This window comes from Primorskyibacter aestuariivivens, assembly GCF_028023675.1.
In the GTDB taxonomy this organism is placed as follows: domain Bacteria; phylum Pseudomonadota; class Alphaproteobacteria; order Rhodobacterales; family Rhodobacteraceae; genus Marinovum; species Marinovum aestuariivivens.
In genome coordinates this window covers 130,984-156,908 of the sequence record NZ_JAQIOZ010000006.1, presented here as the reverse complement: position 1 = coordinate 156,908, position 25,925 = coordinate 130,984, and the positions used below count along the sequence as shown (strand labels likewise).

Here is a 25,925-nt window from a genome sequence, read left to right as displayed (position 1 = left end):
GACAGGCCGTCGCGCCCAGACGTGAATCCGACATTCCAGAGCAAACTTGCGGCGGGATGCGACACGATCCGTCGCGGATCGGAAACGGGCGTGCCGATTGATAGCGCTCAGCGCCCCGCGACGCGCGCCCGCTCCGCATGCGACCAAGAGGGCTGAGCCGGGATCAAGAGCCGCAGTTTCTCGCCAAGTCGCAACACCCCTTCGCGTTCCACCCGGGCAGTCACGCCACGCCGCCCCCGCGCCGCCGCCTTGTAGCCGGTGCCAGCGCCCGCCTGTTCCGCCTCGATCTCCCGCGCGGTATGCGAACAGGGCAGATTCTCCATGTCGATGGTCAGCACCGTGCCGCTCTCGCCCTGCAATCGTGACGACGGGGGCACATGGGTAAAATCGGGGATACCGCTCAGCACCAGCGACGCCCCGACCCAGGTCGGATCAATCCGTTCCATACCAAGCTCCGCAGCAGTGGTGGCAAGCTCTTCCTCGGACAGGACGGAGAGCTGCCGCACATTGCGGATCTCGGTGCCTCGGGGATAGAGATTGCTGACCCGCGCACAGGCCCGGCGGGTCAAGCCGCCATGGGATTCGCCCTCAAATCCGGTTTTGACGGTCTCGCGCCCCTGTGCCCGCAACCCGGCGCCACGGTTTGTCACCGCGCCGAGCCAGGTGATTTCGCCATAAAACAACGTAGCGATCAGGGCCGGCATGGTCTCTCCTGTGGTGGTTTTCCCAAGACCTGCCCAGATATGGCGACCAAGGCAAGCCGCCGCGCTTCACACAGTGTTTCAACCTTGTTTTCGCAGCAGGAAAAACACGCGGCGAAAAGGGAACAGCACCGTTCCGTCACGCTCGAACGGATAGTGTTTTTCCATCTCGTCGTCATAGGCCCGTCGCAGCGCGGCGAGCGCCGAGCCATCCAGCGCATCGAGAAACGGTCTTCCATAGGTGGATTGCGTGAACATCCGAACGGGATGGCCCTCATCAGAAGCAGGGAGCGCCTGGTAATATTGCGTTTCCCAGATCTCGGCCTGTCCAAGCGGTTGTAAAATCTCCCGATAGGCGCGCGGCTCCAGAATGCCCGGCCCCGCCTCGGCCCGCCCCGTCAGCGCCCGCCATGTGGCATGGGACGGCGCGTCGTTCATACCCGGCACCTGCACCGCCAGAACGCCACCGGGGACGAGCTGCTTTGCCAGACGCGGGATCAGTTTTGCGTGATCCGGCAGCCAGTGCAGCACCGCGTTGCAAAAGATCAGGGCTTGTTGCTGTTCGGGCTCCCAATCAGCCACATCAGCTTGCACCAGTTGGTCATAGCTCCCGGTTTCGCGCGCCTTGTGCAACATGGCGGGTGACGCATCCACACCGGTGATCATCCTTTCGCCAAATCGCGTGCGAAGCACCGGCCCCGCAGCGCCAGACCCACAGCCCAGATCAGTCAAAGGGCCCTCCGGCACCTCGCCCACCGCGCGCAGCAAATCCAGCACGGGGCGCAAACGCAAACCCCGGAACCTGTCATAGGCCCCGGGGTTCCAGTCGTTTCCAGTTTTGGACGTTGTCACGCCGAGGGTTCCGGCTCCATATCGCCCGAAGGTTTGGCCTTGGGTTTGGTTTTCGGAATGGCCGTGACGCTGGGCGCACTGCCCTGATCCGGCGTGTCATCCTCATCCTCGCCCATGGTAGGCGGCTCACCGCGCATCACGCGCTGGATTTCCTCGCCCGTGAGCGTCTCATATTCCAGCAGGCCCTGCGCCAGACGGTCCCATTCCTCGTTCTTTTCGGTCAGGATCTTGAACGCGGTATCATAAGCCTCCTGAATGAAGCGTTTCACCTCATCCTCGATCAGCTCCTTGGTGTTGGCCGATACGGACAGACCCGCAGTATTGCCGCTATAACCTTCATGGGCCTCGGAATAGTCGATATTGCCGACCTTGTCCGACATGCCCCAACGCAGCACCATGGCGCGCGCAAGTGCCGATGCCTGCTGGATGTCACCCGCCGGACCGTTCGACACATTGTCCGCGCCGTATTTGATGATCTCGGCCGCCTTGCCCGCCATGGTCATGGCCAGCTTTTCCTCGCATTCCGATTTGTGCCAGTTCAACCGGTCAATCTCGGGCAGCGAGACAACCATGCCCAGCGCGCCACCGCGCGGGATGATCGTGGCCTTGTAGACCGGGTCACATTGCGGCAGCGACAGGCCGACCACAGCATGCCCGGCCTCGTGATAGGCGGTCTTTTCCTTTTGGTCATCGGTCAGCACCATGGAGCGGCGTTCCGCGCCCATCATGACCTTGTCCTTGGCGTTCTCGAAATCTTCCATCGTCACGAACCGCCGCCCGACACGCGCCGCCATCAGCGCCGCCTCGTTCACGAGGTTGGCAAGGTCCGCACCGGAAAAGCCCGGCGTCCCGCGCGCGATGATGCGCATATCGGCATCGGGACCCAGCGGGATCTTGCGCGCATGCACGCCAAGGATCTTTTCGCGGCCCTTGATATCGGGGTTCGGCACGGTGACCTGACGGTCGAAACGACCGGGGCGCAGCAGCGCAGGGTCCAGCACGTCTTTACGGTTGGTGGCCGCGATGATGATCACGCCTTCATTGGCCTCAAAGCCGTCCATCTCCACCAGAAGCTGGTTGAGCGTCTGTTCACGTTCGTCATTGCCGCCGCCATAACCGGCACCACGATGGCGACCCACGGCGTCAATCTCGTCGATGAAAACGATACAGGGCGCGTTTTTCTTGGCCTGTTCAAACATGTCACGGACACGGGAGGCACCCACACCCACGAACATTTCGACAAAGTCAGAACCCGAGATGGTAAAGAACGGCACGCCGGCCTCGCCCGCAATGGCGCGCGCCAGCAGCGTCTTACCGGTGCCCGGAGGGCCCACCAGCAGCGCGCCCTTGGGGATCTTGCCGCCAAGGCGCGAGAATTTCTGCGGGTTGCGCAGGAATTCCACGATCTCTTCCAGCTCTTCTTTGGCTTCGTCGATGCCCGCCACATCGTCAAAAGTCACGCGGCCATGTTTCTCGGTCAGCATCTTGGCCTTGGACTTGCCAAAGCCCATTGCACCGCCTTTGCCGCCACCCTGCATGCGGTTCATGAAGTAGATCCACACACCGATGAGCAGCAGGAAGGGCAGAAGACTCAGGATGAATGCCTGAAAGCCCGATTGCTCCTGAGCCTCGGCCCGAATGGCCACGTCGTTTTCCATCAGGAGATTGGTCACTTCCGCGTCTTCGGGGCGAATGGTGACATAATCATTACCGTCCTTGCCGCGAAAACGGATGTTTTCGCCATCCAGCGTGACAGAGGCGACATTATCCCCCTCCACCAGCTCAACGAAGTCGGAATAGGGGATTTCACGGCTTTGCAGCGTGTTGCCACCGCCAGAAAAGAGATTGAAAAGCGCCAGGATCAGCACAAACAGCACGACCCAGAAGGCGATATTGCGAAGATTGCCCAAGGAAAGTCTCCGAAGTCAGGGGTTCATTCCGGCTATACCGGAGGCGTTGCCTTTAAAATAGAGGTTATGACGGCACATTCAATGCGATAACAGAAAGCTGTGAAGGCTTCCCTGCCCAGCATTGTAATCAACTTGAGCATCGGGCCCGAAACCCGCAGGCGGAAACGCCACCAACCGAGAACCGTCGAACACCGCGGGATGGGCGATAAGGCTCTGAAAAGGCCAGTTTTCGGGCCGCTGGGGCAGCTGCGCCGCCCCGCTTTCGCCCAGCGCACGCACGAGCAACCCGCCAATCCCCTCGCCGGTGATGCGAATCCGCCCATCCCAAAGCGCACCGGTTTCTGCCGTTGCGTCGCGCACGGCGCCATATTCCCGGCAAATGCGCAGATCGTGCTTTTCCGCCCTGATCAGGCAACCATGCAAAGTGGCCGTTCCCCCGGACAAAACCCGCTCGGTTACTTCTTCCAGCGCGCGCAAACGCGGACGGTAATCGGCCCCCGAGATATATTGCAAAGCCCCCGCCATCAGCCGCAGGCGGGTCTCGACCTCGACCTTGCCCAGCACGTCGCGCGACAACAGGATATCGCCATGCTCCTGGCGCAGCGCCTCTTGTGCCACGTCAACCGCCCGCCGCCTGAGCGCCTCTTGCGCCCGAGCCATACGGACAGCCGTCTCGCTCAGCCGGTCTACCCCCAGCCCCAGCACCTCAAGTTGCTCCATCGCCTGCCGCATGCGCACCCGGTCAAAGCGCGGATCGTCATTGGAGGGATCTTCGACCCAGTCCCCCTTGAGCACCTTCAAATAGTGGCGCAGATCCTCGCGCCGCATAGACAGCAGTGGCCGGATCACCCAGAAACCCTCATCGGACCAGAGCGCGGCGGGCGGCGCTGCCCCCACACCGGTTTCCTCGGCTGTTTCACTGCGCGGCACAAAACGTCGGGCCGCCATGCCCGCCAATCCATCTACGCCCGACCCACGCGCCAGCCGCATCAGAAAAGTCTCGGCCTGATCATCCGCCGTATGCGCCATCAGCACATGGCGCACCCGCCCCCGCCAGCCATCAATCAGCCGCAGCCGCGCATCGCGCGCGGCGTCCTGCAAGTTACCCTTTCCATCCCAGCCCTGCCATTCGAGAATACTGTGAGTATGCCCCAACTCGGCGCAGGTCCGGGCCACCAGTTCGGCCTCGGCCCGGCTCTCAGGCCGCAGCCCGTGATCCACGCTCACCACCCAAAGGCGCACACCGAATTCCCGCGTCCAGTTATGGGCCAGTGTGAGCATGGCCATGCTGTCGCTGCCGCCCGAGACAGCCAGTCCAATGTCTTCCGGGAAGTCCGGGCCAAGCAACTGGCCCATAGCCTCGGCAAAGCGCGCCTGTAGGTCCACGCCTGCCCCGGCCATGTGTCTCAGAAACAGCCCAGGTTGCGCATCTCCGCGCGCGCTTCCAGCACCTCGCCCGCCTGCGGGAAACGGGTTTCCAGCTGTCCAAGCGTCTGACAAGCCGCATCCATCTGTTCCAAAGCGCCCAGCGCACGCCCCAGTTTCAGCATCGCCTCGGGGGCCACTGTGCCACCCGGCTCCATGGAATAGGCGTCCAGATAGGCGCGCGCCGCTTCGCGCGTGTCACCCAACCCGGCAAGCGCATCGCCCCGGCGCAGGGCGGCCTCGGGGCCTAGCGGTCCGCCCGGATAGGCCTCATTGAAGGTCTTAAAGAGCTCAGCGGCGCGGCGAAAGTCACCCTCGGCGAGCGCCTCCTCGGCTCGCCGGAAGTCCTGTTCCTCGCTCATCGCCATGCCGGTTTCCGGCTGCTCCGCCTGTGGCGGCGTGGCGGCGACCACCGGCGCCTCGCCGCTACCGGTATCACCGCCCAGGGTAGTAGTTTCGCCCAGCGTGCTGACATCGCCGCCTTCAAGCTCCACAAGGCGGAATTCCAGATCCCCGATGCGATTGGTCCCGTCGGCGACGATCTGGTTGATGCGGTATTCCAGTTCTTCGGTCTTGCCGGTCAGGCGCGCAACCTCGCCCTCCATGGCCGCAACCCTGTCATACAGGTCCCCGCCCGCTCCGCCGACCGAAGAACCGCCGGTGGTGGACAATTCCCGCTTCAGCCGCTGGATCTCGATATAGAGCACGTTCAGATCCTGCCGGACATCAGCAAGCGTCTGGTCGCGGTCCTGAGCCGGTGCCCCGAGCGGGACAGCCAACAACAAACAGATGGCGAGAATTCTTTGCATGGGAGACCTCCGGCGTCTCTGATCAGCTCGTGACGCTGCCCGCGATCACCGTAACCGCCCGGCGGTTCTTGGCATAGCAGGCCTCTTCCGAACAAATCTCGATCGGGCGTTCCTTGCCGTATGTGACAAATTTCAGGCGGCTGGCCGAAACGCCTTTTGAAATCAGGTATTCATAGACCGCGTTGGCCCGGCGCCCGCCTAGCGCGAGGTTGTATTCCCGTGTGCCCTGTTCATCGGCATGGCCCTCGATCACCGCGCTGTAATCGGGGTTTTGGGCAAGCCAGTTTGCTTGCGCGTCCAGTGTGGCGCGCGCCTCCGCGCTCAGCGTGTGCTGGTCCACGGCAAACAGCACGCGATCGCCGATCGCCTGTTGGAAATAAGCCGGGCTTGACGGATCGTCGAACCCCGGTGCCCCGCCCGCGCCGCTGCCCGGCTGGTCATTGAGATTGACGCTGTCGGCATTGTCGAAGCGCCCTGCATTCGTACAGGCGGCCAGCGCAAGCGCTCCCACCAGAAGTACGGCTTTGGTTGTAAGTTTCATGTCCTGTTTCCCGCTCTGCCTTGGGCCTCTTGGCCCTTGTTGTTGCCGCAACCCTAGCACAGGTTGTCCGGCTCCCCAATCCTCGTTACTGCAATGGCCCCCAGCTCGGGTCCGATGCGCCGCCCGGTGTGCGCACCCGCTTGAGATTGCGTCCCGAAACATCCACCGAATAGAGGCTCGCCTGACCGCTGGCCCCTTGGGTTTCACGCGTGAACATAATCACCCGACCATTGGGGGCCCATGTCGGACCTTCGTCCAGGAACGACGCCGTGAGCAGGCGCTCTTCGCTGCCATCGGTGCGCATCACGCCGATATGGAACCGGCCCTTGGTCTGTTTGGTAAAGGCAATCAGGTCCCCGCGCGGTGACCAGACCGGAGTGGCATAGCGACCCTGCCCAAAGGAAATCCGCGTCGCCTCTCCCCCGCCCGCAGGCATCACGTAAAGCTGCTGGCTGCCCGAGCGGTCGCTTTCAAACACCACGCGGCTGCCATCGGGGCTGTAGGACGGGGCGGTCTCGATGCCCGGAGTATTCGTCAGACGTTGCGCACCGCCGCTGCCGATATCCATCGAATAGATATCCGTGTTGGAGCCTTGCGTCAGCGAAAAGACCACGGTGCGCCCATCCGGCGCGAAACGCGGCGCGAAGCTCATCGTGCCCGACTGGCTTTCCAGAATGCGGCTCTGCGCACTACCCACATCCAGCACATGAATGCGCGGAAAGCCCGTAGCATAAGAGGTATAGAGCACCCGGTCGCCGGTGGGCGAGAAACGCGGAGCCAGCACGATGGACTGGCTGTCGGTCAGGTATTGCACATTCGCGCCGTCATAATCCATGATCGCCAACCGCTTCTTGCGGTCATCCTTGGGACCGGTTTCCGAGACAAACACCACCCGGCTGTCGAAATAGCCGGTTTCCCCGGTGATCCGGCTATAGACCGCATCGGCCACCTTATGCGCCATGCGGCGCCAGCCATCGGTGGTGCCCTGAAATTGCAGCCCCTTGCCAAGCTCCTGCCCGGAAAACACGTCATAGATGCGGAATTTCACGGTCAACCGCCCGTTATCCGCCACGGCCACGGCCCCCATGATCAGGGCTTGTGCATTGATCGCCTTCCAGTCGGCATATTGCACCGGCGCGGCAAAGCTTGTCGGACGGGAGATGAAAGCGCTGGCCGGGATTTGCCGGAACAGCCCGGTTCCCGTCAGGTCATCGGCCACAACCTGCGCCAATCGCGCGCCCCACTCTTCAGCCCCGGTGCTTTCGGCCACGAAGCCGGGCACCGCAAAGGGCACAGGCTCGATCACACCCTCGGTGATCTCGATCCGAAGAGGAGCAGCCGATGCCGCACCGACCGCTGCGAATATCAGCCCCAGCGCCGCGACCATCGCCGCAAAGAAGGTTTTCACTCGTTCCATCATCTGATCCTCATTCTCTCCGGATTGAAGGTCATTTCAATTTCCTGCCACTGATCATACTTGTCGATCGGCAGATTATAGCCGTCTTTCTGGCACCGCAGGATTGCCCGGCGGGCGGCTTCAAAGGCGACCCGCGCGGCGGTGGCGTCACCGCCTTCGCTCGACACCATGCGCAGACTTCCCGGTGTGACCTTGCCGGATTGCTCCATTTGCATGGCCACAACAACCGTGACGCTTGCCGAAGGCGACCCGACATCGACCACCCAGCATCCCTGAACTGCGACGCGCAGCGCGTCTTTTTCGCCCGCGCTCAGCGGCGGGCCGCTCGGTGCTGCGCTGGGTTCAGTCCCACCGCCCAGCGCCTCGGCCAGCGCATCTTCCACCGCTGATGCGGTGGGGTTTGTGTCCTCGGAGGGTTCCGGTGTCTCTGCCGTTTCTGTCGCGAGCGGCGGCGCGGGCGCACGGGGGCGCACCCGAGGGCGCATGGAACGCTCCGGTGCGCCGGACGGCTCTTCAGCCTCGGTCACAATCTCGGTCGCGGCCTCCTCGGGGGCGGTGGCCTCCTGCGGGTCCTGCGGGGTCTCTTCTGTGGCGCTTTCATCCGGCGTGATCTCGGGCTGGACCTGTTCATCCACCTGCACATCCGGCTCGGACGGTGCCACGGGTTCCGGTGCGACACGCGGGGCCGGGCGCGGCTGCGGTCGGGCGCTGGTTTCCGGCAGGATCACCGCCACATCCTCTTGCCCCGGCGGAGCGGGTGCAGGTGGCGGCGTGTCTTCAGGCTGCGCCACCACAGGCGGCGCATCTTCGGCAGGCTCCGGTGCATCCTCGGGCGCGGGGGCCGGGACCGTTTCGGCGGGCTGCGCCGTCTCGGGTGGTGGGGTTTCCTCGCGCGGGGCGGGCGGCGGCGCTTCTTCGGTCACGTCGGGCGCGGGCGGCTGTGCTGCCGTATCGGTGGCGTTGGGCGATTGCTCGGCGGCCACCAGCGCGGCATATTCCTCTTCAGTGACCATCGACACATTGGTCACCTCAAAGGGCAAAGGCTCGCTATTGAACAGCGGGCCCAACAGCAACCAGCCGATCAGCCCGACATGCCCCGCACCTGAGATATAATGTCCGATATGCACCTGGGATCACCCGGCCTAACCGTCGTCTCGCCCGTCAAGGCGCGGGCCGCCGGTATCCGTGACCAGCCCGATATTGGAAAACCCACCCGCATTCAGCGCACCCATGACCTGCATGACCTGCTCATAGGGCACAGCGCCGTCGGCGCGCAAAAACACCCGGTCGCTGGCGCGTTCTGCCGCGATAGCGCGCAGCTTGCCAATCAGCTCGGCGCGTGGCGTCTCGGTGGTCTGGATCAGGATCGCGCCCTCGGCAGTCACCGTAACAGTCAGCGGTTCCTCGGATTCGCCCGCCAGCGGCGACGCGGCGGTTTTCGGCAATTCCACCGGCACGCCCACGGTCAGAAGCGGCGCGGAGACCATAAAGATGATCAACAGCACCAGCATCACGTCGACAAACGGCGTGACGTTGATCTCGGACATCGGCTTGGCCCCGCTCCTGCGGCGACGGCCCCGTCCATTACCCCCACCAGACTTGATGACACCCGCACCCATCGCTCAGGCGTCCAGATTGCGGCTAAGGATGGTCGCGAACTCGTCGGCAAAGCTCTCGTAGCGCGCCAGAATACGGTCCGCATCGGCGCTCAGCTTGTTGTAATACACCACCGCCGGGATCGCCGCGAGCAGGCCCAGACCGGTGGCCAAAAGCGCCTCGGCAATCCCCGGCGCCACAACGGCAAGGTTGGTGTTCTGTTGTTCGGCAATCTCGATAAAGGCGTTCATGATGCCCCAGACCGTCCCGAACAAACCGACAAAAGGCGCGGTGGACCCGATGGTGGCCAGAACGCTCAGGCCCTTTTGAAGCTCGTCGCTCACATTGGCGATGGCCACGTTCATCGACCGGTCGATACGGGCCTGCGCCCCGGGGATCAACTCACCGCTTTCGCGATGCGACCGCCGCCATTCCAGCATACCGGCGGCAAAGACACGCTGCGACCGCCCCTTGGGCTCGGGTCCCATTTGTTCAAACAATTCGTCCAGCGGTTCGCCGGACCAGAAAGCGCGGTCAAACTCCCGCGCTTCGCGGCGTGCGCTACGGTACAGAATAAGGTTGTGAATGATGATCGCCCACGACCAAAAGCTGGCCAGGATCAGCACGATCATCACCAACTTCACCGTAATCGTGGCGCGCGCGAACAGCCCCCACATGGAGAAATCAATCTCCTGCGCCAGGGCAAGGGTCTCTGTTTCCATCTGCCTGCTCTTTGCTGCGGCCGTTTTTTATATGGCCTGTTTGCAGGTCAGGTTAACGGAAATACAGGGGGAAAGCCAACACGAACGCGTCATCACGCCTCAATGACGGCCATTTTAATGCAACTGACGGCGGATATTTGCCGGAAGCCGCACGGGCTGGCCCGCCTCGTTCACCACAACTACGGTCACAAGCGCCGAAAACAGCGGCGCGCCCCCCCGCGTCACGACCTGCCGCATGGTCAGCCGGACACCGGTGACCTGTTCCGTAGTAGTCTCGACCAATAGTTCATCGTCGTAATGCGCTGGCGCGAGATAATCGCATTCGATGCGCCGGACGACAAAAACCTGCCCCTGCTCTTCCTTCATCGCGCGCTGGTCAACACCCAGTCCGCGCACCCAATCGCTGCGGGCGCGTTCGATGAATTTCAGGAAATTGGCGTGATAGACGATCCCCGCCATATCCGTGTCCTCGTAATAGACGCGCAGGGGCAGGCGGTGGGTCATGTATGGCTCTCCGGTTCAGCAACGATTTGATTCAAATCAGCAACAGAAAGGGGACGCAAGCGGATCGCTCGCGTTGAAACCCCTTGGTTAACAATTCCTTGATCCCTACAATTTGCCTCAAACTTGGATGAGGCTCCCCCGCGATGCACATGATCTACGAGATGCGCTATTCCTATTTCGGCCAATCGGGATGGCGCTCCAAGACCAGCACCGACAAGGCGCTGTTGTTCGACGATGCGCGTCTGGACGGGCGGCATTATTTCCTCGAAAAGATCGCGCTCCGCTCGCTGGCCGACCAGACGGACGGCGATTTCGGGCTGATCGTGCTCAGCTCCGAGGATATGCCGCAAAAACACAAGGACCGGCTGCAGCAGGTCTGCGGCGACATGCTAGGCGAGCATGCCCATGTGATCTTTCGCGGGCCCGACAGTGCGGGTGCCTGTTTTCAGCGCTACCGCAAGCAGACCTTCACCAAGGACCCCTTTACCTGTCAGATCGTGCTGGATGATGATGACGCGGTCTCGGCCGATTTCACTGAAAAGCTGCGCACCGAGGCCATGGCCGCCAAACGCCTGCGCCCCGAGCGCGAGGATTATTGCTTTATCTCCCACGCGCGCGGCATTTCGGCAGTGTTCCGCGATGGCAAGATGAGCCTGCGGCACCGCATCAACGCCGCCACAAATCTGGGACTTGCCGTGGTGGCGCCCACCATGTCGCGCCGCCAGCCCTTTGGCATCGCGCATAAGAAAATACTCGAACGCCGCCCCGTGCGGGTCATTTACACTCGCGCGCCCAACTATATCCGCGCCGTGCATGACAGCAATGACAGCCGCGCGCAGTTTTCCGACGATCTGGTGCAGGCCGATCAGATGCCCACGATGCACACCGCCTTTCCGCTGCTCAAGGACCTGATGAAAGACTGGCCAATCGCCGATGAAGAGACAAAGGTGGATAAGGCGGCGTAAGGGCTGCGCTTAGTTCTGCGCGTCTGCTTCGGCCTCCGCATTCTCTGCGGCCCAGGCACCGGCGGCCTCCACCGCCACCGGTGTCGCGGTGGGCAGAACCCCAAGGTAGCTTTCGGTTTCTTCGACCGGTGCTGTGGCACGTTGAGTCATGCGGTAAAGCGCATAAAGGGCAATCGCTGCAAAGGTCACGCCGAGCACAAGCCAGAAGGCGAACGGCCCCACTCCTTGCATCGCCCAGCCGGTGGCCAGAGGTCCGGCGATCGCGCCAAGACCGAATGTAAAGACCAGCCCGCCGGAGGCCGCAGGCATCTCCTCGACCGACAGCGCATCATTGGTATAGGCCAGAAACAAGGCGTAGAGCGGCGTCGTCACCCCGCCCGCGAAAAAGGCCGACGCCATGAGCGGCCAGAAGTCACCATCGCTCAGCCACCCCAGCGCGCAGGACGCCGCCCCGAGAGCTGCAGAGGTAAAGATCAACTTGCGCCGGTCCATCCGGTCCGACAGCCAGCCGATGGGGTATTGCATCACCAGCGCCCCGGCAAAGAGCATGGCCACGAAAAGCGCGACCTCAGCCGCGCTCAACCCGATCTGAGAACCGAACACAGCGCCCATACCCGATTGAGTCGCATAGACATTGCCCAACAGGAAAATCCCCACCGTGCCCAACGGTGATCCCCTGAACAGGTCGCGCAATGGCATCGGGCGCGCCACCTCGGCGGCAGGTACAGGGGTGATCGACAACAGGATCGGCGTGAGCGAGAGCGAGACAAGAATCGACGCCCCGATGAACAGCGTGGCGGACGCGGCATCGCCCAGCGTCAAAAGCCCCTGCGCGCCAATGATTCCCAACGTCTGTGCGATCATGTAAGCCGACAGCACCTTGCCCCGTGTTTCATTATTGGCGGCGTCGTTCAGCCAGCTTTCCGCCGTGACATAGATGCCCGACATGCAAAACCCGACTATGATCCGCAGGATGGTCCAGACCCATGGGTCCGCAATGATCGGAAAGGCGATCAGACCCGCAGACATGAGACTGCCCAGCGCCGCAAATACCCGCACATGCCCGACCCGGCGGATCATCAGAGGCGTGAGCCGCGCCCCGGACAGGAAGCCCACGAAATAGCCCGAGGTGACAATCGCCAGCGCCGCCGCCGAAAACCCTTCGATCCCGCCCCGCAGGCCGATCAGGGTGAAATGCATGCCGTTGCCCAGCATGATGAACACGATACCAAGCAGCAGGGCCCAGACCCCGGACAGAACTTTCAGCATCGGTCATCCTTTCGCGTCATCGCATGGGCACTTTGTACCGCCTGCCGCCAAACAGGCGGCGACGGGCATCGGACCAACTGCTTAGCACAAAATTCACCGCCATCGCGAATGGCCATAGCCGTGCGTGCCGGATAAAGGGTTAGCAACAGCCGTTGCCGCCAAAATGAGCAGCGGCCGCCAACGCCGCCGAACAAATGGCCGGATGCGATGTAATGTCCTGTTAAAGAGACCAAATCACCGGTGCGCCGTGCGCTTCAATTCCCCTCGGCCACCGGCAGGCGCGCAGCCAGACGAAAAGCATGGCTGGCATCCGCCGCCGCCACGGGCATCACCGGATCATAGGCCGCGCGGATCAGCGCGCCAATCTCGGGGCGCAGGATCGTCTTGTCCCCGGCCACAGCAAGCGGCGATCTTTCGCGGAACGCCGTGTCGGACCACAAAAGCATGGTCTGCACCACCTGGCCCAGCGCCAGTGTCTCGGCCGGCACCTGCCCCAGCTGGTCATCCATGCGCAGCAACACAAACGCCGCCTTGATTGCACCCGCCTCGTCAAAGCGGAACACCCGATACTGGTTCGCGCCCACCTCCTTGAGCCGCGCCACCAGCGGGCCAAGATCCGGGATCAGCTTGTCCAGATCCGGCACTTCCGGCAATTCGTCCCATTCCCGAAAGAAAAAGATCATCAAATTGCTGCCCAGTTCCGGGTCGGTTTCGGCCATGTGATGCCCTGCCATGGCCACCACCGCCTCAAGCGCGCCCTTGATGACCGGTAACGTCCCCTCGGTCACGCCAAACACGATGGGTGCGATGGGCCGACCCCAGCGGGCAAAGACATAAGAACCGTCAGAGCGGGTGAACAGCGACGTGACCTGATCCGGGGACAACATGGGCATTCTCCTTTGACCGGCGATCTAGCATTGCAGCCCGACGGCTTCCAGTGGTGCGGGGATGCAGAGGGGCTGTGCCCTGAACCGGATCATCTTTTTCTCGCCATTTGCGGCAGGCAGGAGTAATTCGTGCCCATGTCACGCACGATCCCCCTGCACGAGGCCCGGAACCTCCCGCTCTGGCGCCGTCCGACCACCCTGCTTTTTGTCATGGCCGCAGCCATGCCGATCGCCTTTGCGACATGGTCGGCCCTGCTCAATAACTTCGTGATCGAGGTTGCGGGCTTCGATGGGTCTGACATCGGCTGGCTGCACACGGTCCGCGAAATTCCGGGTTTCTTCGCCGTGGGCGTAATTGCCATCATCATATTCATGCGCGAACAGGTGCTGGGGCTGGTGTCGCTGCTGCTGTTGGGGGTGGCCACCGCGCTGACCGCTTATTTCCCGTCTCTGACCGGGATCCTGACCATCACGATGCTCAGCTCCATCGGATTTCACTACTACGAGACGGTCAATCAGTCGCTGCAGTTGCAATGGCTGCCCAAGGCCGATGCGCCGCGCATTCTTGGCCTGATCATAGCTGCAGGTTCCGGTGCGACGCTGGTGGCCTATGTCGCCATTGTGCTGACATGGGAAGCGCTGGGACTGAGCTATACCCATGTCTATATGATTGCGGGTGGGATCACGGCGGCGCTGGCGCTGTTTTGCATGGTCGCTTATCCGCAATTCGAATCCCCCAACCCCCAGACCAAGAAAACGGTGCTGCGGCGGCGGTACTGGCTCTACTACCTTTTGCAGTTCATGTCCGGCGCGCGGCGGCAGATTTTTGTTGTTTTCGCCGCCTTCATGATGGTCGAGCGCTTTGGCTTTGCGGTGCATGAGGTCACGGCGCTGTTTCTGACGACACTCGTGGTGAACATGATCGCCGCGCCGCTGCTGGGACGCGCGGTGGGCTTTTTCGGCGAACGTGCGGCGCTGGTGTTCGAATATATTGGCCTGTTCGGGATCTTCCTGGCCTATGCCGGGATTTACTATCTCGACTGGGGGGCCACGACGGGCGCGGTGCTCTATGTGCTCAATCACATCTTCTTTTCGCTCGCGCTGGCGATCAAAACCTATTTCCAGAAAATCGCGGACCCCGGCGATATCGCCCCGACCGCCGCTGTGGCCTTTACCATCAACCATATCGCGGCGGTGTTTCTGCCCGCACTTCTGGGCTATATCTGGCTGGTCTCGCCCGGGGCCGTGTTCATGGCTGCGGCGGGCATGGCAGCCACATCGCTGGCGCTGGCGCTGCTCATTCCGCGCCACCCGGAGCCCGGAAATGAAACCGTGTTCGCGCGGTTTGTGGCCCCCGCGCCCGCCGAGTGATCCTGCTTATGGCGATGCGGGCGGAAACGCCGCCACTTGCAACACACGCGCCCTGCGCCTAGAGACCCGGCAAGCCTTTCAGGAGCTGCGTCATGCCCACCTTCACCGCTTTCACAACTCTCACCGGCAAGGAACAGGCCGAAGCGCTTGGGCTGGCCATGGAACGGCTTGTGCCCGAACCCACGGGCATTGGCGTGTTCGAGATGGAGGACGGCTCGGGGCTTTGGGAAATCGGCGGCTATTTTACCGAGCGCCCGGATGAGACCGCGTTGGCAGTGTTGGCATCGGCTTTTGGTGCGAAAGCTTTCGTGATTTCGGAGCTTCCCGAAACCGACTGGGTGGCCAAGGTCAAACGCGAGCTTGCCCCGGTCGAGGCAGGGCGGTTTTTTGTTTATGGCAGCCACGATGCCGACAAGGTGCCCGAGGGGGCCGAGCCGTTGCTGATCGAAGCGGCAATGGCCTTTGGCACCGGGCACCATGGCACGACGCTGGGTTGTCTGAGGGCGCTGGACCGGCTCGCCAGTGGCGGCTTTGTTGGTCAAAGCGTGGCTGATATCGGCTGCGGCACTGCCGTCCTTGCAATGGCCGCCGCGCGTATCTGGCCCAACCCGGTGCTGGCCTCGGATATTGACGAAGTCGCTGTTGAGGTGGCCGAGGCCAATGTCACAGCCAACGATCTGCAGGGGCGCGTGATCTGTCTGGAAGCGACGGGATTCGATCACGCCAGCTTGGCCGCAGCAGCGCCTTTTGATCTGGTCTTCGCGAATATCCTGAAAGCCCCGCTCATCGCACTCGCACCTGACATGGCTTCCCATTTGCAACCCGGCGGCCATGCGATTCTCTCGGGCATCTTGAATGAGCAGGCCGACGAGGTGATCGAGGTTTATGCAGAAAACGGGATCAATCTTGTCCATCGCGAAGAGATTGTTGAGTGGACAACGCTGACGTTGACCAAAATGGGCTGATTTTAGCTGCTTTTGCATCCAATTTGCGGCGTTTGCCCCGAAATTGCCACAATTCGAACTTAGCTTGGAATCCTAATCTGGTGGGGGCCAGATTCTAGAGGTTGCCATGTCGGATACGCTCTCACATTTCGACAAACGCGTGCGCAAGATCTCCCGCCGAAACCGACGTCTTGCGCGCGGATCCCGAAAATATATCGACGCTGTCGGCGTGGTGCGCGAACGCCCCACGGCCCGCATCTCTGCTATCCCGTTCAAAGGCCTTTTTCTGGTTGCGTTCAGCTTTTTCGCATTCAAAGGGTTTCTGCTCGCCGCACAAGGCCCGGAGCGTTACGACGACCGCTTGCAGATCCTTCAGGACGGTATGGCATTCGAACGTGCCGGTGCCTGGATGATGCAGATCGATCCGATCACACAGCGTTTCGCTGGGTTCTTTGCCAATTTCGTCTGACATGCAGCGTGCAGTCGCAGCCGCTGGGTCAGCAACACCATTTTCCTGATTTTGGGGGCAGAGGCGTCGTTTTCAACATGCACCCCACGCTGCATGTTTGATTGCCACGCTCCCAATACAAAAGGCCGCATCCCTGCTCAGGATGCGGCCTTTCTTTTTGGCGATTGCCGGATGCTTACCAGTTGCGGCGCGCAACGGTGTCAATGTCACCGCGGACCATGCCGATATCGTCCAGTTCGTGATCGCTCAGTGCGCTCAGCGCCTTGCGGGTCTGACGGGCGTCGTTCCAGTCGGCCAGTGCGGTCCAGACGGATACGATGCCAGCGCCGATACGGCCGGCGAAGGTGGCGATGCCAGCAGATGCAAACTGCGAGCGGGTGAGGTCATATGCAGCCATATCTCTTTTCCCTAGCTGAAGGCGCCCGGGGGCGCGGTGTTTCGATAGAGCGCAATTAATAGGCACATATGCCGCTAACAATAGCGATTTTTGCATGGGTCACATGCAAATACGACATAGCTGAAATCGGCGCATTTTCTTTAAATATCAATGCAATTCGCAGTTGCAGCATGTCGCTTTTCGGCTCCGCAGCGGCGCAATTTTCCCGACAATGTCGCCCGTGGAAACCCCATGTCGCAAACGGACATCACAAAAGGTTTCGCTTGGCGTTTGTTCCCGTTTCGTGCTACCGACGCAAAAAAGCAACATCAGGGGCAGCCATGCGGGTACTGGGCATTGATCCGGGGTTACGAAACCTCGGATGGGGCGTGATCGACGTCTCGGGGAGCCGACTCAGCCACGTCGCAAACGGCATTTGCCACTCGACCGGCGGCGATCTTGCGCTGCGACTGGTCTCGCTTCACCGCCAATTGACCGAGGTCATCGAGCGTTTCGCCCCCACCACGGCCGCTGTCGAGCAGACATTTGTGAACAAGGACGCGGTGGCGACGCTGAAACTGGGCCAGGCACGGGGCATCGCGCTTCTGGTGCCCGCACAGGCGGGGCTGACAGTGGGTGAATACGCCCCCAACGCGGTCAAGAAGACGGTGGTAGGCGTCGGCCACGCCGACAAGAAACAGATCGAGCACATGGTAAAGATGCAGTTGCCCGGCGTGACACTGGCAGGGCCGGACGCGGCGGATGCGCTGGCGATTGCCATCACCCACGCCTTTTATGCACAATCGCCCGCAACACGAATGCGGGAGGTGCGCGCGTCATGATCGGTAAGCTCTCAGGCCGGATCGACTATCGCGGTGACGATCATGTGCTGATCGATGTGCGCGGTGTTGGCTATGTGGTCTATTGCTCGGAGCGCACCCTTGCCGCCCTGCCCGGCCCGGGTGAAGCGGTGGCGCTTTACACCGACCTGATGGTGCGTGAGGACCTGTTGCAGCTTTATGGCTTCACCTCGCTGGTAGAAAAGGAATGGCACCGCTTGCTGCTCACCGTGCAGGGCGTGGGGGCCAAGGCCGCGCTGGCCATTCAGGGCACGCTGGGACCCGAAGGCGTGAGCCGGGCCATCGCGCTGGGTGATTGGAACGCGATCAAAGCCGCCAAGGGGATCGGTCCCAAGACGGCGCAGCGCGTCGTCAACGAGTTGAAGGACAAGGCCCCGACCATCATGGCCATGGGTGCGGCGAGACCCGCTGCAGCGCCGGCCGATAGCGGGGCTGAGGTGATTGAGCCGGTCGCGTCCCCGACGATGTCCGCTGCGCCCCCTGTTGCCGACAATGGCAATGCTCAGGCCGAAGCGCTGTCAGCCCTGGGCAACCTGGGCTACGGCCCGGGTGAAGCCGCCAGCGCCGTGGCACAGGCGGCGGGCGACGCGCCCGAGGCGGACACTGCGGCGCTGATCCGCGCGGCGCTCAAACTGCTGGCCCCGGCGCAATGAACGAACCGGACCCCACCCTGCGCCCGGAAACGATGACCGGGGACAATGACCGTGCGCTGCGCCCCCAACAACTTGGCGATTTCATTGGACAGGCCGAGGCACGCGCCAACCTTCGCGTATTCATCCAGTCCGCCCGCCAACGTGGCGAGGCGATGGACCACACGTTGTTTCACGGCCCGCCCGGTCTGGGCAAAACCACACTGGCGCAGATCATGGCGCGCGAGCTGGGGGTGAATTTCCGCATGACCTCCGGCCCGGTGCTGGCCAAGGCGGGCGACCTGGCGGCGATCCTGACCAATCTGGAGGCGCGCGATGTGCTTTTCATCGACGAGATTCACCGGCTGAACCCCTCGGTCGAGGAAGTGCTGTATCCCGCAATGGAGGATTTCGAGCTGGACCTCGTGATCGGCGAAGGGCCAGCGGCGCGCACCGTCCGGATCGAATTGCAGCCCTTCACGCTGGTGGGGGCAACGACACGCCTGGGCCTGCTTACCACGCCGTTGCGCGACCGGTTCGGCATCCCCACGCGGCTGCAGTTCTATACGGTGGATGAGCTTTTCGAGATCGTCACCCGCAACGCCACCAAGCTGGGCGTTCCTGCCGATACAGGCGGTGCGCGCGAAATTGCACGCCGCGCGCGCGGCACACCGCGGATCGCCGGGCGTCTGTTGCGCCGGGTGGTGGATTTCGCCGTGGTCGATGGCGACGGGCGGATCACGCAGGACCTGGCGGATAATGCGCTGACCCGGCTGGGGGTGGACAAGCTGGGCCTTGATGGGGCGGACCGGAGGTACCTGCGGCTCATTGCCGAAAACTACGCGGGCGGGCCCGTTGGGATTGAAACGCTCTCAGCGGCGCTGTCGGAAAGCCGCGATGCGCTGGAAGAGGTGATCGAGCCCTACCTGCTGCAACAGGGGCTGATCCAGCGCACCCCGCGCGGGCGGATGCTGGCGCAGAAGGCCTGGACCCATCTGGGAATGGCCGCGCCAAAGGCTCCGGGGCAGAGCGATCTGTTTAAATAGGGGCGGTGCGCAGTGAATGCGCACCCTACAGGCAGAGACGGAAGGCGGCGTCGAGCATCTTGCGATCCATGTCGTTGAGTTCGAGACGGGTGCCATAGCCCCAGCCCTCGGCGCGGGAATAGTCAAAATAGGTTTCGACAAGAGTGGCTTTTGTCAGATCTACGGCATCTTTCGACGACAGGCGCACTTCAAGATAACCCGCATTATCGGTTCTACGCGATGCCACTTTCGCTGCATTGATCACACGCTTTCGACCGTCCAGAGACAAGTTGAAGGTACTGCTTCGCTCGGGCGCGAAATCGGCGGTAAACAGCAGCGTGGCTGTACCCTTGCGACAGTAGGCCGTGACCTGATGAACGAGATCGTAGGGCCCGGTGGGCGTCTTGCGCTTGGCAGCGGCGACGACACCTTTGCCATAGGGTTCAAGAAAGAAATCATCGTATCCATAGGGAGTGATCAGGTCGAAGCTTTCGGCCTCGTCCTCGGGAACCCAGTACATGCTCTCTGCCCCTTGCGAACTGGCCTTCGCAAAGATGCGCGGGTCCACCCCCATTTCCACGAGATAGCTGACCAACTGGCCCGAGACCTGTTGGGCCGAGGAACTGGCCCCCTGCACGCCCATGTAGAACTGGTGAAAGCCCAGCTTTGAGCCCTTGGCCAGCCGCCGGGTGGTGCCACCCAGAAAGGCATAGGCGCAGGCGCTGGCACAGGTGCCGGCGGTTGGCAAATCCAACGGGAACCGCCCGCCGGGCTTGCGCGGCTCGACCGCGCCAACGATGGCCGTCATGTCATTCTCACGAATGATGCGGCCCATCCGAATCCCGGCGCCCAGGTTGCCGCCATTGCTGTCGAGCAGGATCTGGTTACCTTCGACCCCTTGGACATCAATGAAAGCCGCCAATTCCTCGGGTGTATCGCGACTAATCTCGCCCACACCGACCAGATAACAGCCCTCGACCGCGTTGCCGATGCAGCCGTGGTCGAAGACCATGGGCGCAGCTGTTGCCAGCACCGGTGCTACGGCAGCAAGGACCGCACATAGAAACCTGTTCACACGCATAATGGCCACCTTGTCTGTTCCCGATTTCCCCGCCACGATGGTGGCAAACCGATTGAATGAAAAGGACATTGCCCATGCGCCTGATTGCCCTGCTCTCCGCGTTCTTAATGCTGGCCTTTCCCGCCCTTGCTGAAGAACGCATCGCGCTTGTGATCGGCAACTCCGGCTATGAGCGGATCGGCGTGCTCCCAAATGCCGCCAATGACGCGGTGCTGATCTCGGACAGCCTGCGCGCCACGGGGTTCGAGGTCACGGCATTGACCGACCTGACCGAAGACGCCATGGGCGAGGCGCTGGACGCCTTTACCAGGGCGGCGATGACCGCGGATGTGGCGGCAGTCTATTTCGCGGGGCATGGCATTCAATATGAGCGGGTGAATTACCTGATGCCGGTGGATGCGCGGCTGAACTCGGCGGCGGCGATTGCGCGTGAGGGCATTGCGCTTGATCAAATCATGGATGCGCTGACGCCGGTGCCTGTCTCGCTCATCTTTCTGGACGCCTGTCGCAACAATCCCTTTGCCGAACAGCTGATGGCCGAGGCCCGCGCCGAGGGGCGAACGGCCAATGTCACGCGGGGTCTGGCCGTGGTGCAGGCGCAGGGCGACCAGCTTGTGGCCTTTGCCACCCTGCCCGACACAGTGGCCAGCGACGGCACACAGGGCAATTCCCCCTTTGCCCGGGCGCTGGCGCGGCACATCCCCACACCGGGCATCGAAGTGTCTGTAATGATGAAACGCGTGACCAAGGACGTGGTGTCAGAGACCGGCGGCGACCAGCGTCCGCAGCAGCTAAGCCAGATGCAACGCGAGTTCTATTTCACTGGCAAGGCCACGCCCGCCCCGCGCAATAAGCTGGACCCGATCCTGTCGGTCTATCCCGGGCGGGTGAGCGTGGATGACGAGGTCGCGATGATCGCTGACCTGCCGCCAAGCTGCACGCCATTCTTCTTTGCACTGGCACCGTCCGGACGGTTCACGCCGATCCCGAGACGGTTCTTCAGGACCGTGGCGCTGGCGTCGGGGCAGACGCGATATGAGATTTCTCCGGGCTCACGTTATGGGCTCAAGGTTCTGCCAGAAGACGAGAAGGGCACCAATCATATTGGCTATCTGTGCGAACCGCCTGTGGGCACCCCGGAAGACATACTCAAGGCGTTGCTTCGTGCAGCGGTGGACGCGGCGCGTGCCGGGGAAGAAGATGGATCGGTCGCGGCAGGTGGTGTCGAGACGGGCTTTCAGGTGCGCCCCTTTAAGATCGACTAAAGCGGTTCGCATCGGAACCGGTTCCTACGTTTACAAGAGTCGGTTGAGCCCTACTCCGCAGCCTCGACGCAAATCCCGGCATCGGTATCGCCGCACTCGAATTGCTGGATAAAGCGTTGCAGCTTTTCATCCGGCGTCAGGGCCTCATCGTCTCCGCGCGTCGGGGCGGCATTCGGATCCGCATAGTCCTCCTTGAAAAAATTCGGACAGCCCTCAGGGTTACGCAGGCATGTTTCCAGAGAGTTGTTGCCGGTCCGGCCCGGTGTGCTGTCCTCAGGCGGAATAGTGACGGGATCGCTTTGCGCCACCGACACAACCGGCAACAGCATCAGGGCAAGGGTAAGACATGCAATACATGCTGTTGATCGTGTCATGGATCACGCGCCTCCCGGTATCAGCAACAACTGAACGCGCCTGTTTCGTTCGCTCAGGGGATTGGCAGGATCGGCCAATTGCGAAAACCCAAAGCCCTTCGTGCGAATGCGGTGGTTCGGTATGTCCGCAACATCCCCCACGAACGCCGCAACGCTTTCAGCCCGGCGCCGGGACAGATCGAGATTGTAGCTTTCAGAGCCTTTGGCGTCCGTATGCCCCATGAACACAAGGATGACATTGGCAAAATCCTCGCCGCGCAGCACCTGCGCCAGGTCAAGCAACTGGCCCATCTGATCGGGGCGGATATCGGTGGATTTGTAGTCGAAAACCACGTTGAGATCGACAGATGGCAGCGGGTCGGTCCGGTTGCGTGGCGTATCGCTTTCACTGGCCGGGGTTTCAGCCACCTCTTCGTGATCCACGATCCCGAGATTGATCACATCATCCAGCGTGAAATCGACCCCGCCATCGTCACAGGTCGCGTCCCCGCGCAGGCAGCGTTCCAGATCATTGCCACCGGTGCGGCCAATGTCCTTTTCTTCAAGCGGGATCACCGTGTCGGCGCTTGCCGTTCCGATGGACAGCACGAACGCCAGGACAGACAAAGGCATTACGGAGCGATCATTTCTATAGGGGCGCAAGTATCACCTCCACGCGGCGGTTCCGCTTGTCATTGGGCGCGTCTTTGATCAGTGGCACAGCGGCGACCAGCCCGGCCACCTGATACCTGTACTGCTCCAGCCCGACGAACCGGGACACAAAATCCGCAAGCAGCGCCGCGCGCCGAAAGGACAGGCCCCTGCCCTCGGGGCCTTCGTCAGGGGTAGAATGCCCCACAAAGACATAGCGATGCGCGGGATAGGGATCGCCCTGCAACGCATCACCCAGCAATATCATTTCGGCAATTCCCGCTGCATCGGGGCGCGCCGATCCCTTGTCAAAGCTGAAATCCAGCGTAAGAACACGGACCTTGGCCTCGGCCATTTCGCCCGCCGGGGGCGAGATCAGACCAAAATCGAAGCTCTGCTCTTTCCAGTCCGGCAGCGCGGGCTCCGGGACCGGTTCGGCTGGCGGCGGAGGTGCCGGCGGCGCGCCGCCTCCGGTTCTGGGCGCACAATCTTCAGGGTCCAGCAGGCAGCGTTCCAAAGAATTGTCGCCGGTCCTGTCAGGCTCCAGATCGTCCATTGTGATCGTTTGCTGGCCGTGCAGACCACTGGCCAAAAGGATCATCGCAAGCGGCGCGCAATGTCGAAAGAACCCGAAGCGCCGCATAGCCGTTACCCCTTGCTCGGCAGCAGAACCAACTGCACGCGGCGGTTCTTTTCGCTGTAGGGGTTGACTGGATCTGCCAGCTTCTGGAATCCCAGCCCAACAGCCTGAAGGCGGCTGCGCGGAACGTCGGCGGCCGCCGCAACGAAATCGGCGACGCTGCGGGCGCGTTGTTGAGACAGCCACTCATTGTACTCAGCTGATCCCTTGGCATCCGTGTGGCCCATGAAAATCAGCTTGTAACTGCTGAATTCGCCACCGCGCAGGATATTGGCCAGTTCCAGCAACTGACCCATCTGATCCGGACGAATGTCGGACGAATTGGAATCGAACAGCACCTCCAGATCGACCGACGGCAATGGATCGGTGTTGCGCACCGGTTGACCATCCGAGGACGCCGGGGTTTCAGCCACTTCCTCACGATCCACGATGCCAAGGTTGACAACATCGTCGATGGAGAAATCCACGCCACCGTCATCACACTGTGACGGGTCACGCAGGCACAGCTCCATGCGATTGTTGCCGGTGCGCTCCATATCCCGCGGCGCCGCATCGCCGCCCAGATCGAAATCATCCAAAGTGATCACGGATTGTGCCGGGGCGAACCCTGTGCCTCCCACCAGAATGGCCGCAGAAATCAAGGGGGGCAGAGCGTTTCGCATCATGAGCACTTTCGGCAAGAATCAAGCAGTCACGGGAGTTTAGGCCGAATTTCGCCGAAATACAAAACACGCAGGTGACACACCAGGGATTGTCACTCTGCGTGTCTGGTCTGTTACTCGACCCGATCCTGTTGCTGGAACCCCACGACCACGCCGTTCATGTCGAAATACTCATCCGGCTCGGAGAACAGAAAGCACATCCGGCTGGCCGGAACATAGTTGAACCCGTGGCACTCCCGTCCAAAACAGGCCCGTTCACAAGCACGCTGGTTCTCCACAATGCGGGTGTCATAGGGAACGTCACGAAACCCTTTGCCGTTGCGCGTCCAGGTCTTGATGACGCCGCGACGCGCCGGGAATACGTCGCCATCGCGCGGCGCTTTGACATAGGTGGTGGCCTTGGACAGCACGTAGAGCGTGCGGTCAGACCGGTCGACGGATTTCAGGTAGCAGATATTGTTCCAGCGGTCATAAGTCACCGCATCACAGCCCGCGCGCCCGATGCAGCGCTCGATACAGGCATTGGGCGATCCCATGCCCCGGATCATTCCATCCGCCAGATCGCCCCCGAACAGGTCGATCCCGCGAAACGGCACGAAATCATCACGGGTCACTCGGGTGTCTGTGTCCGCCGCCGCCGTCATGGCGGGCAAGGGCGTGATCGGATCCATGGCGAACCATAGCGGTATGGCAACCTCATCGGAGAATTGTTTGTTGCCGGTTTCCTGGCCAAATGGCTCATCCCCGAAATAGGGATAAAACACCGCATAGATCGACCCGCCGCTGCCATTACGGGCGCGGCGGAACTGATCCTCGCCCATCCGAACTTCGCAGCCAAACGCCCCGAATTTCACCGCGCTGTAATAATCAGACACCTGCCCGATCAGCGTGCCGCCCTCGCGGCGCAAGGTCACTTTTCGCTGGCCATAGAAGCCGTCGCCGATCTCGTCATAATACTCCGCCGCGCTGCGGTAGCCGGGGCGCATATCGGCACGCTTGGCAACCCAGGCATTGTCGCAGAAATTGGCAATCACCTGCTCGGTCACCTGGGTCGGGATTTTTAGCCCCTCAACCGAAATACCGGACATCGCCGCATCACCCACGGTTTCGATATAATACATCGACTCGGGACGGGTGGAGAGGATGCGCTGATAGAGGAAATCCTGCATCGCCTCGACGCCATGTTCCTCGTGTAGCTTTATGGCGTGGATATCCTCGGCCGATTTCAACGCGGTCTCGAAAGCCTTGTTCACGATACCCGCCGGATAGCTCCGGTCATCGGGCAACTCCAGCTTGGGCGCGTGAAAGCCAAGCCGCGCGCCCGCCTCGATCACGCGTGCCGAAAACCGGATATTGGCCGTCCCGGTATTGATCGAACCGCCCAGAAACGCCAGCGCACAGGCGCTCTCGCAGCGTTCGCCCGCCAGGACGTGCGTCATGATGTTGCGCGCCCAGATCACATCGAACATGCGCTTGCCCTCGCCCAGCGAGCCGCCGGGGCTGTTGAGGCACAGCGTCTGTCCGTCATGCATGCCCGGGATCTGATCAAGCTGGGCGGTGTCGCCCACCTCGATCTGACCTTCCAGTTTGAAATCACAGCGCGGGTGATCGACGGGCCTTACGGTCGCGGCAAGGGCCGGAGTTGTAAGAAGCGCAAGGCAAAGGGCAAGCAAAGGTCTGAGCAGCAAGACGGCCTCCAATTCATGTTGCCCCAAAGGTAACGCCTTGCCTTTAAAAAAAACAATTCGCTTTTTCTCAGACGCTGCGGCGCGCCAGCGCTGGGGATACCAATCACGTTGCTGTCCTGCCCCTGAAAGCTTGCAACCGCTTTGCTGACCTTGTCGGTGGATTGCTGCGCCAGTCGAATGACGGGGTTGTCGGTCATGATGGTGTCGGCCTGCAATTGTCGGGCAAGGTCCAGAAAGCGGAAATGCTCCATCGTGTGGTAGTAGAAGCCAAGGATCGCGATGAAATCGAACCGCTCCCCGGCATCCATGCAAC

The 25,925-nt window shown here is 61.8% G+C and carries 29 protein-coding genes; 8 read left to right on the top strand and 21 right to left on the bottom strand.

Annotation, left to right across the window (positions count from 1 at the left end; genetic code table 11):
* Window positions 1-107: 107 nt before the first annotated feature.
* The 11 genes from PGB28_RS08140 to ybgC all read right to left on the bottom strand — a co-directional run bounded on the left by PGB28_RS08140 (window position 108) and on the right by ybgC (window position 10,477).
* Window positions 108-704 carry an MOSC domain-containing protein gene (locus tag PGB28_RS08140; RefSeq protein WP_271421011.1) on the bottom strand — a complete coding sequence of 199 codons (597 nt, stop codon included), beginning with the start codon at window positions 702-704 and terminating at the stop codon, window positions 108-110.
* 78 nt (window positions 705-782) lie between these two features.
* Entirely contained in the window at window positions 783-1,553 is a 771-nt protein-coding gene (locus PGB28_RS08135; RefSeq protein ID WP_271421010.1) for a methyltransferase domain-containing protein, read from the bottom strand.
* Entirely contained in the window at window positions 1,550-3,463 is a 1,914-nt protein-coding gene (gene ftsH, locus PGB28_RS08130) for an ATP-dependent zinc metalloprotease FtsH (protein ID WP_271421009.1), read from the bottom strand. Before ftsH ends, PGB28_RS08135 begins: the two co-directional genes overlap by 4 nt.
* Before the next feature lie 78 nt (window positions 3,464-3,541).
* Window positions 3,542-4,864 carry a tRNA lysidine(34) synthetase TilS gene (gene tilS / locus PGB28_RS08125; protein ID WP_271421008.1) on the bottom strand — a complete coding sequence of 441 codons (1,323 nt, stop codon included), beginning with the start codon at window positions 4,862-4,864 and terminating at the stop codon, window positions 3,542-3,544.
* A 5-nt stretch (window positions 4,865-4,869) separates the two neighbouring features.
* On the bottom strand, window positions 4,870-5,697 hold the full coding sequence (ybgF, locus tag PGB28_RS08120) for a tol-pal system protein YbgF (protein WP_271421007.1): 828 nt from the start codon (window positions 5,695-5,697) through the stop codon (window positions 4,870-4,872).
* A gap of 22 nt (window positions 5,698-5,719) precedes the next feature.
* The gene (gene pal, locus PGB28_RS08115) at window positions 5,720-6,238 is read right to left on the bottom strand and encodes a peptidoglycan-associated lipoprotein Pal (RefSeq protein WP_271421006.1); all 519 of its coding nucleotides are present in this window, start codon (window positions 6,236-6,238) and stop codon (window positions 5,720-5,722) included.
* A gap of 85 nt (window positions 6,239-6,323) precedes the next feature.
* Window positions 6,324-7,655 (bottom strand): Tol-Pal system beta propeller repeat protein TolB, encoded by a 1,332-nt coding sequence (gene tolB, locus PGB28_RS08110; protein ID WP_408636233.1) that lies wholly within the window; start codon window positions 7,653-7,655, stop codon window positions 6,324-6,326.
* Window positions 7,655-8,782 (bottom strand): hypothetical protein, encoded by a 1,128-nt coding sequence (locus PGB28_RS08105; protein WP_271421004.1) that lies wholly within the window; start codon window positions 8,780-8,782, stop codon window positions 7,655-7,657. Before PGB28_RS08105 ends, tolB begins: the two co-directional genes overlap by 1 nt.
* A gap of 15 nt (window positions 8,783-8,797) precedes the next feature.
* The gene (tolR, locus tag PGB28_RS08100; protein ID WP_271421003.1) at window positions 8,798-9,274 is read right to left on the bottom strand and encodes a protein TolR; all 477 of its coding nucleotides are present in this window, start codon (window positions 9,272-9,274) and stop codon (window positions 8,798-8,800) included.
* Between the two features lie 3 nt (window positions 9,275-9,277).
* A complete protein-coding gene (gene tolQ, locus PGB28_RS08095; RefSeq protein ID WP_271421002.1) occupies window positions 9,278-9,973 on the bottom strand; it encodes a protein TolQ in 696 nt (231 codons plus the stop codon).
* A 114-nt stretch (window positions 9,974-10,087) separates the two neighbouring features.
* Complete coding sequence (ybgC, locus tag PGB28_RS08090) at window positions 10,088-10,477, bottom strand: tol-pal system-associated acyl-CoA thioesterase (RefSeq protein WP_271421001.1); 390 nt, start codon at window positions 10,475-10,477, stop codon at window positions 10,088-10,090.
* Between the two features lie 149 nt (window positions 10,478-10,626).
* On the opposite strand from ybgC, the gene PGB28_RS08085 reads away from it, so the two are divergent.
* Complete coding sequence (locus tag PGB28_RS08085; protein ID WP_271421000.1) at window positions 10,627-11,442, top strand: glycosyltransferase; 816 nt, start codon at window positions 10,627-10,629, stop codon at window positions 11,440-11,442.
* A 9-nt stretch (window positions 11,443-11,451) separates the two neighbouring features.
* On the opposite strand, the gene PGB28_RS08080 is transcribed toward PGB28_RS08085, so the two are convergent.
* Window positions 11,452-12,711 (bottom strand): MFS transporter, encoded by a 1,260-nt coding sequence (locus PGB28_RS08080; RefSeq protein WP_271420999.1) that lies wholly within the window; start codon window positions 12,709-12,711, stop codon window positions 11,452-11,454.
* A gap of 254 nt (window positions 12,712-12,965) precedes the next feature.
* On the bottom strand, window positions 12,966-13,598 hold the full coding sequence (locus tag PGB28_RS08075) for a hypothetical protein (protein WP_271420998.1): 633 nt from the start codon (window positions 13,596-13,598) through the stop codon (window positions 12,966-12,968).
* 135 nt (window positions 13,599-13,733) lie between these two features.
* Between PGB28_RS08075 and PGB28_RS08070 the strand changes: the two genes are divergently transcribed.
* The 3 genes from PGB28_RS08070 (at window position 13,734) to PGB28_RS08060 (ending at window position 16,382) form a co-directional block, all read left to right on the top strand.
* Window positions 13,734-14,969: an MFS transporter gene (locus PGB28_RS08070; RefSeq protein WP_271420997.1), complete on the top strand. Its 1,236-nt coding sequence runs from the start codon at window positions 13,734-13,736 to the stop codon at window positions 14,967-14,969.
* A gap of 92 nt (window positions 14,970-15,061) precedes the next feature.
* Complete coding sequence (locus PGB28_RS08065) at window positions 15,062-15,934, top strand: 50S ribosomal protein L11 methyltransferase (RefSeq protein ID WP_271420996.1); 873 nt, start codon at window positions 15,062-15,064, stop codon at window positions 15,932-15,934.
* A gap of 106 nt (window positions 15,935-16,040) precedes the next feature.
* On the top strand, window positions 16,041-16,382 hold the full coding sequence (locus PGB28_RS08060) for a hypothetical protein (RefSeq protein WP_271420995.1): 342 nt from the start codon (window positions 16,041-16,043) through the stop codon (window positions 16,380-16,382).
* Between the two features lie 175 nt (window positions 16,383-16,557).
* On the opposite strand, the gene PGB28_RS08055 is transcribed toward PGB28_RS08060, so the two are convergent.
* Complete coding sequence (locus PGB28_RS08055; RefSeq protein WP_271420994.1) at window positions 16,558-16,779, bottom strand: DUF1127 domain-containing protein; 222 nt, start codon at window positions 16,777-16,779, stop codon at window positions 16,558-16,560.
* Window positions 16,780-17,099: 320 nt separating this feature from the next.
* Here PGB28_RS08055 and ruvC point away from each other — a divergent pair, with 320 nt between their 5' ends.
* From ruvC to ruvB, 3 genes are read left to right on the top strand one after another with little or no spacing between them, the layout of a single operon-like run.
* On the top strand, window positions 17,100-17,600 hold the full coding sequence (ruvC, locus tag PGB28_RS08050) for a crossover junction endodeoxyribonuclease RuvC (RefSeq protein WP_271420993.1): 501 nt from the start codon (window positions 17,100-17,102) through the stop codon (window positions 17,598-17,600).
* Window positions 17,597-18,271 (top strand): Holliday junction branch migration protein RuvA, encoded by a 675-nt coding sequence (gene ruvA / locus PGB28_RS08045; protein WP_271420992.1) that lies wholly within the window; start codon window positions 17,597-17,599, stop codon window positions 18,269-18,271. The genes ruvC and ruvA overlap by 4 nt, the downstream gene beginning before the upstream one ends.
* Window positions 18,268-19,293 (top strand): Holliday junction branch migration DNA helicase RuvB, encoded by a 1,026-nt coding sequence (ruvB, locus tag PGB28_RS08040; protein ID WP_271420991.1) that lies wholly within the window; start codon window positions 18,268-18,270, stop codon window positions 19,291-19,293. The genes ruvA and ruvB overlap by 4 nt, the downstream gene beginning before the upstream one ends.
* A gap of 25 nt (window positions 19,294-19,318) precedes the next feature.
* Here ruvB and PGB28_RS08035 read toward each other — a convergent pair whose 3' ends face one another.
* Window positions 19,319-20,422 carry a COG3904 family protein gene (locus tag PGB28_RS08035; RefSeq protein ID WP_271420990.1) on the bottom strand — a complete coding sequence of 368 codons (1,104 nt, stop codon included), beginning with the start codon at window positions 20,420-20,422 and terminating at the stop codon, window positions 19,319-19,321.
* Between the two features lie 5 nt (window positions 20,423-20,427).
* Between PGB28_RS08035 and PGB28_RS08030 the strand changes: the two genes are divergently transcribed.
* The gene (locus tag PGB28_RS08030) at window positions 20,428-21,618 is read left to right on the top strand and encodes a caspase family protein (RefSeq protein WP_271420989.1); all 1,191 of its coding nucleotides are present in this window, start codon (window positions 20,428-20,430) and stop codon (window positions 21,616-21,618) included.
* A 50-nt stretch (window positions 21,619-21,668) separates the two neighbouring features.
* Here PGB28_RS08030 and PGB28_RS08025 read toward each other — a convergent pair whose 3' ends face one another.
* From PGB28_RS08025 to PGB28_RS08000, 6 genes are all read right to left on the bottom strand, one after another.
* Complete coding sequence (locus PGB28_RS08025; RefSeq protein ID WP_271420988.1) at window positions 21,669-21,947, bottom strand: hypothetical protein; 279 nt, start codon at window positions 21,945-21,947, stop codon at window positions 21,669-21,671.
* Window positions 21,948-21,995: 48 nt separating this feature from the next.
* Window positions 21,996-22,604 (bottom strand): OmpA family protein, encoded by a 609-nt coding sequence (locus PGB28_RS08020; protein ID WP_271420987.1) that lies wholly within the window; start codon window positions 22,602-22,604, stop codon window positions 21,996-21,998.
* Window positions 22,605-22,620: 16 nt separating this feature from the next.
* The gene (locus PGB28_RS08015) at window positions 22,621-23,265 is read right to left on the bottom strand and encodes an OmpA family protein (protein ID WP_271420986.1); all 645 of its coding nucleotides are present in this window, start codon (window positions 23,263-23,265) and stop codon (window positions 22,621-22,623) included.
* Window positions 23,266-23,270: 5 nt separating this feature from the next.
* A complete protein-coding gene (locus PGB28_RS08010) occupies window positions 23,271-23,840 on the bottom strand; it encodes an OmpA family protein (protein WP_271420985.1) in 570 nt (189 codons plus the stop codon).
* 197 nt (window positions 23,841-24,037) lie between these two features.
* The gene (locus PGB28_RS08005) at window positions 24,038-25,612 is read right to left on the bottom strand and encodes a PAN domain-containing protein (RefSeq protein WP_271420984.1); all 1,575 of its coding nucleotides are present in this window, start codon (window positions 25,610-25,612) and stop codon (window positions 24,038-24,040) included.
* A complete protein-coding gene (locus PGB28_RS08000) occupies window positions 25,543-25,920 on the bottom strand; it encodes a hypothetical protein (RefSeq protein ID WP_271420983.1) in 378 nt (125 codons plus the stop codon). Before PGB28_RS08000 ends, PGB28_RS08005 begins: the two co-directional genes overlap by 70 nt.
* Between the last annotated feature and the right edge of the window lie 5 nt (window positions 25,921-25,925).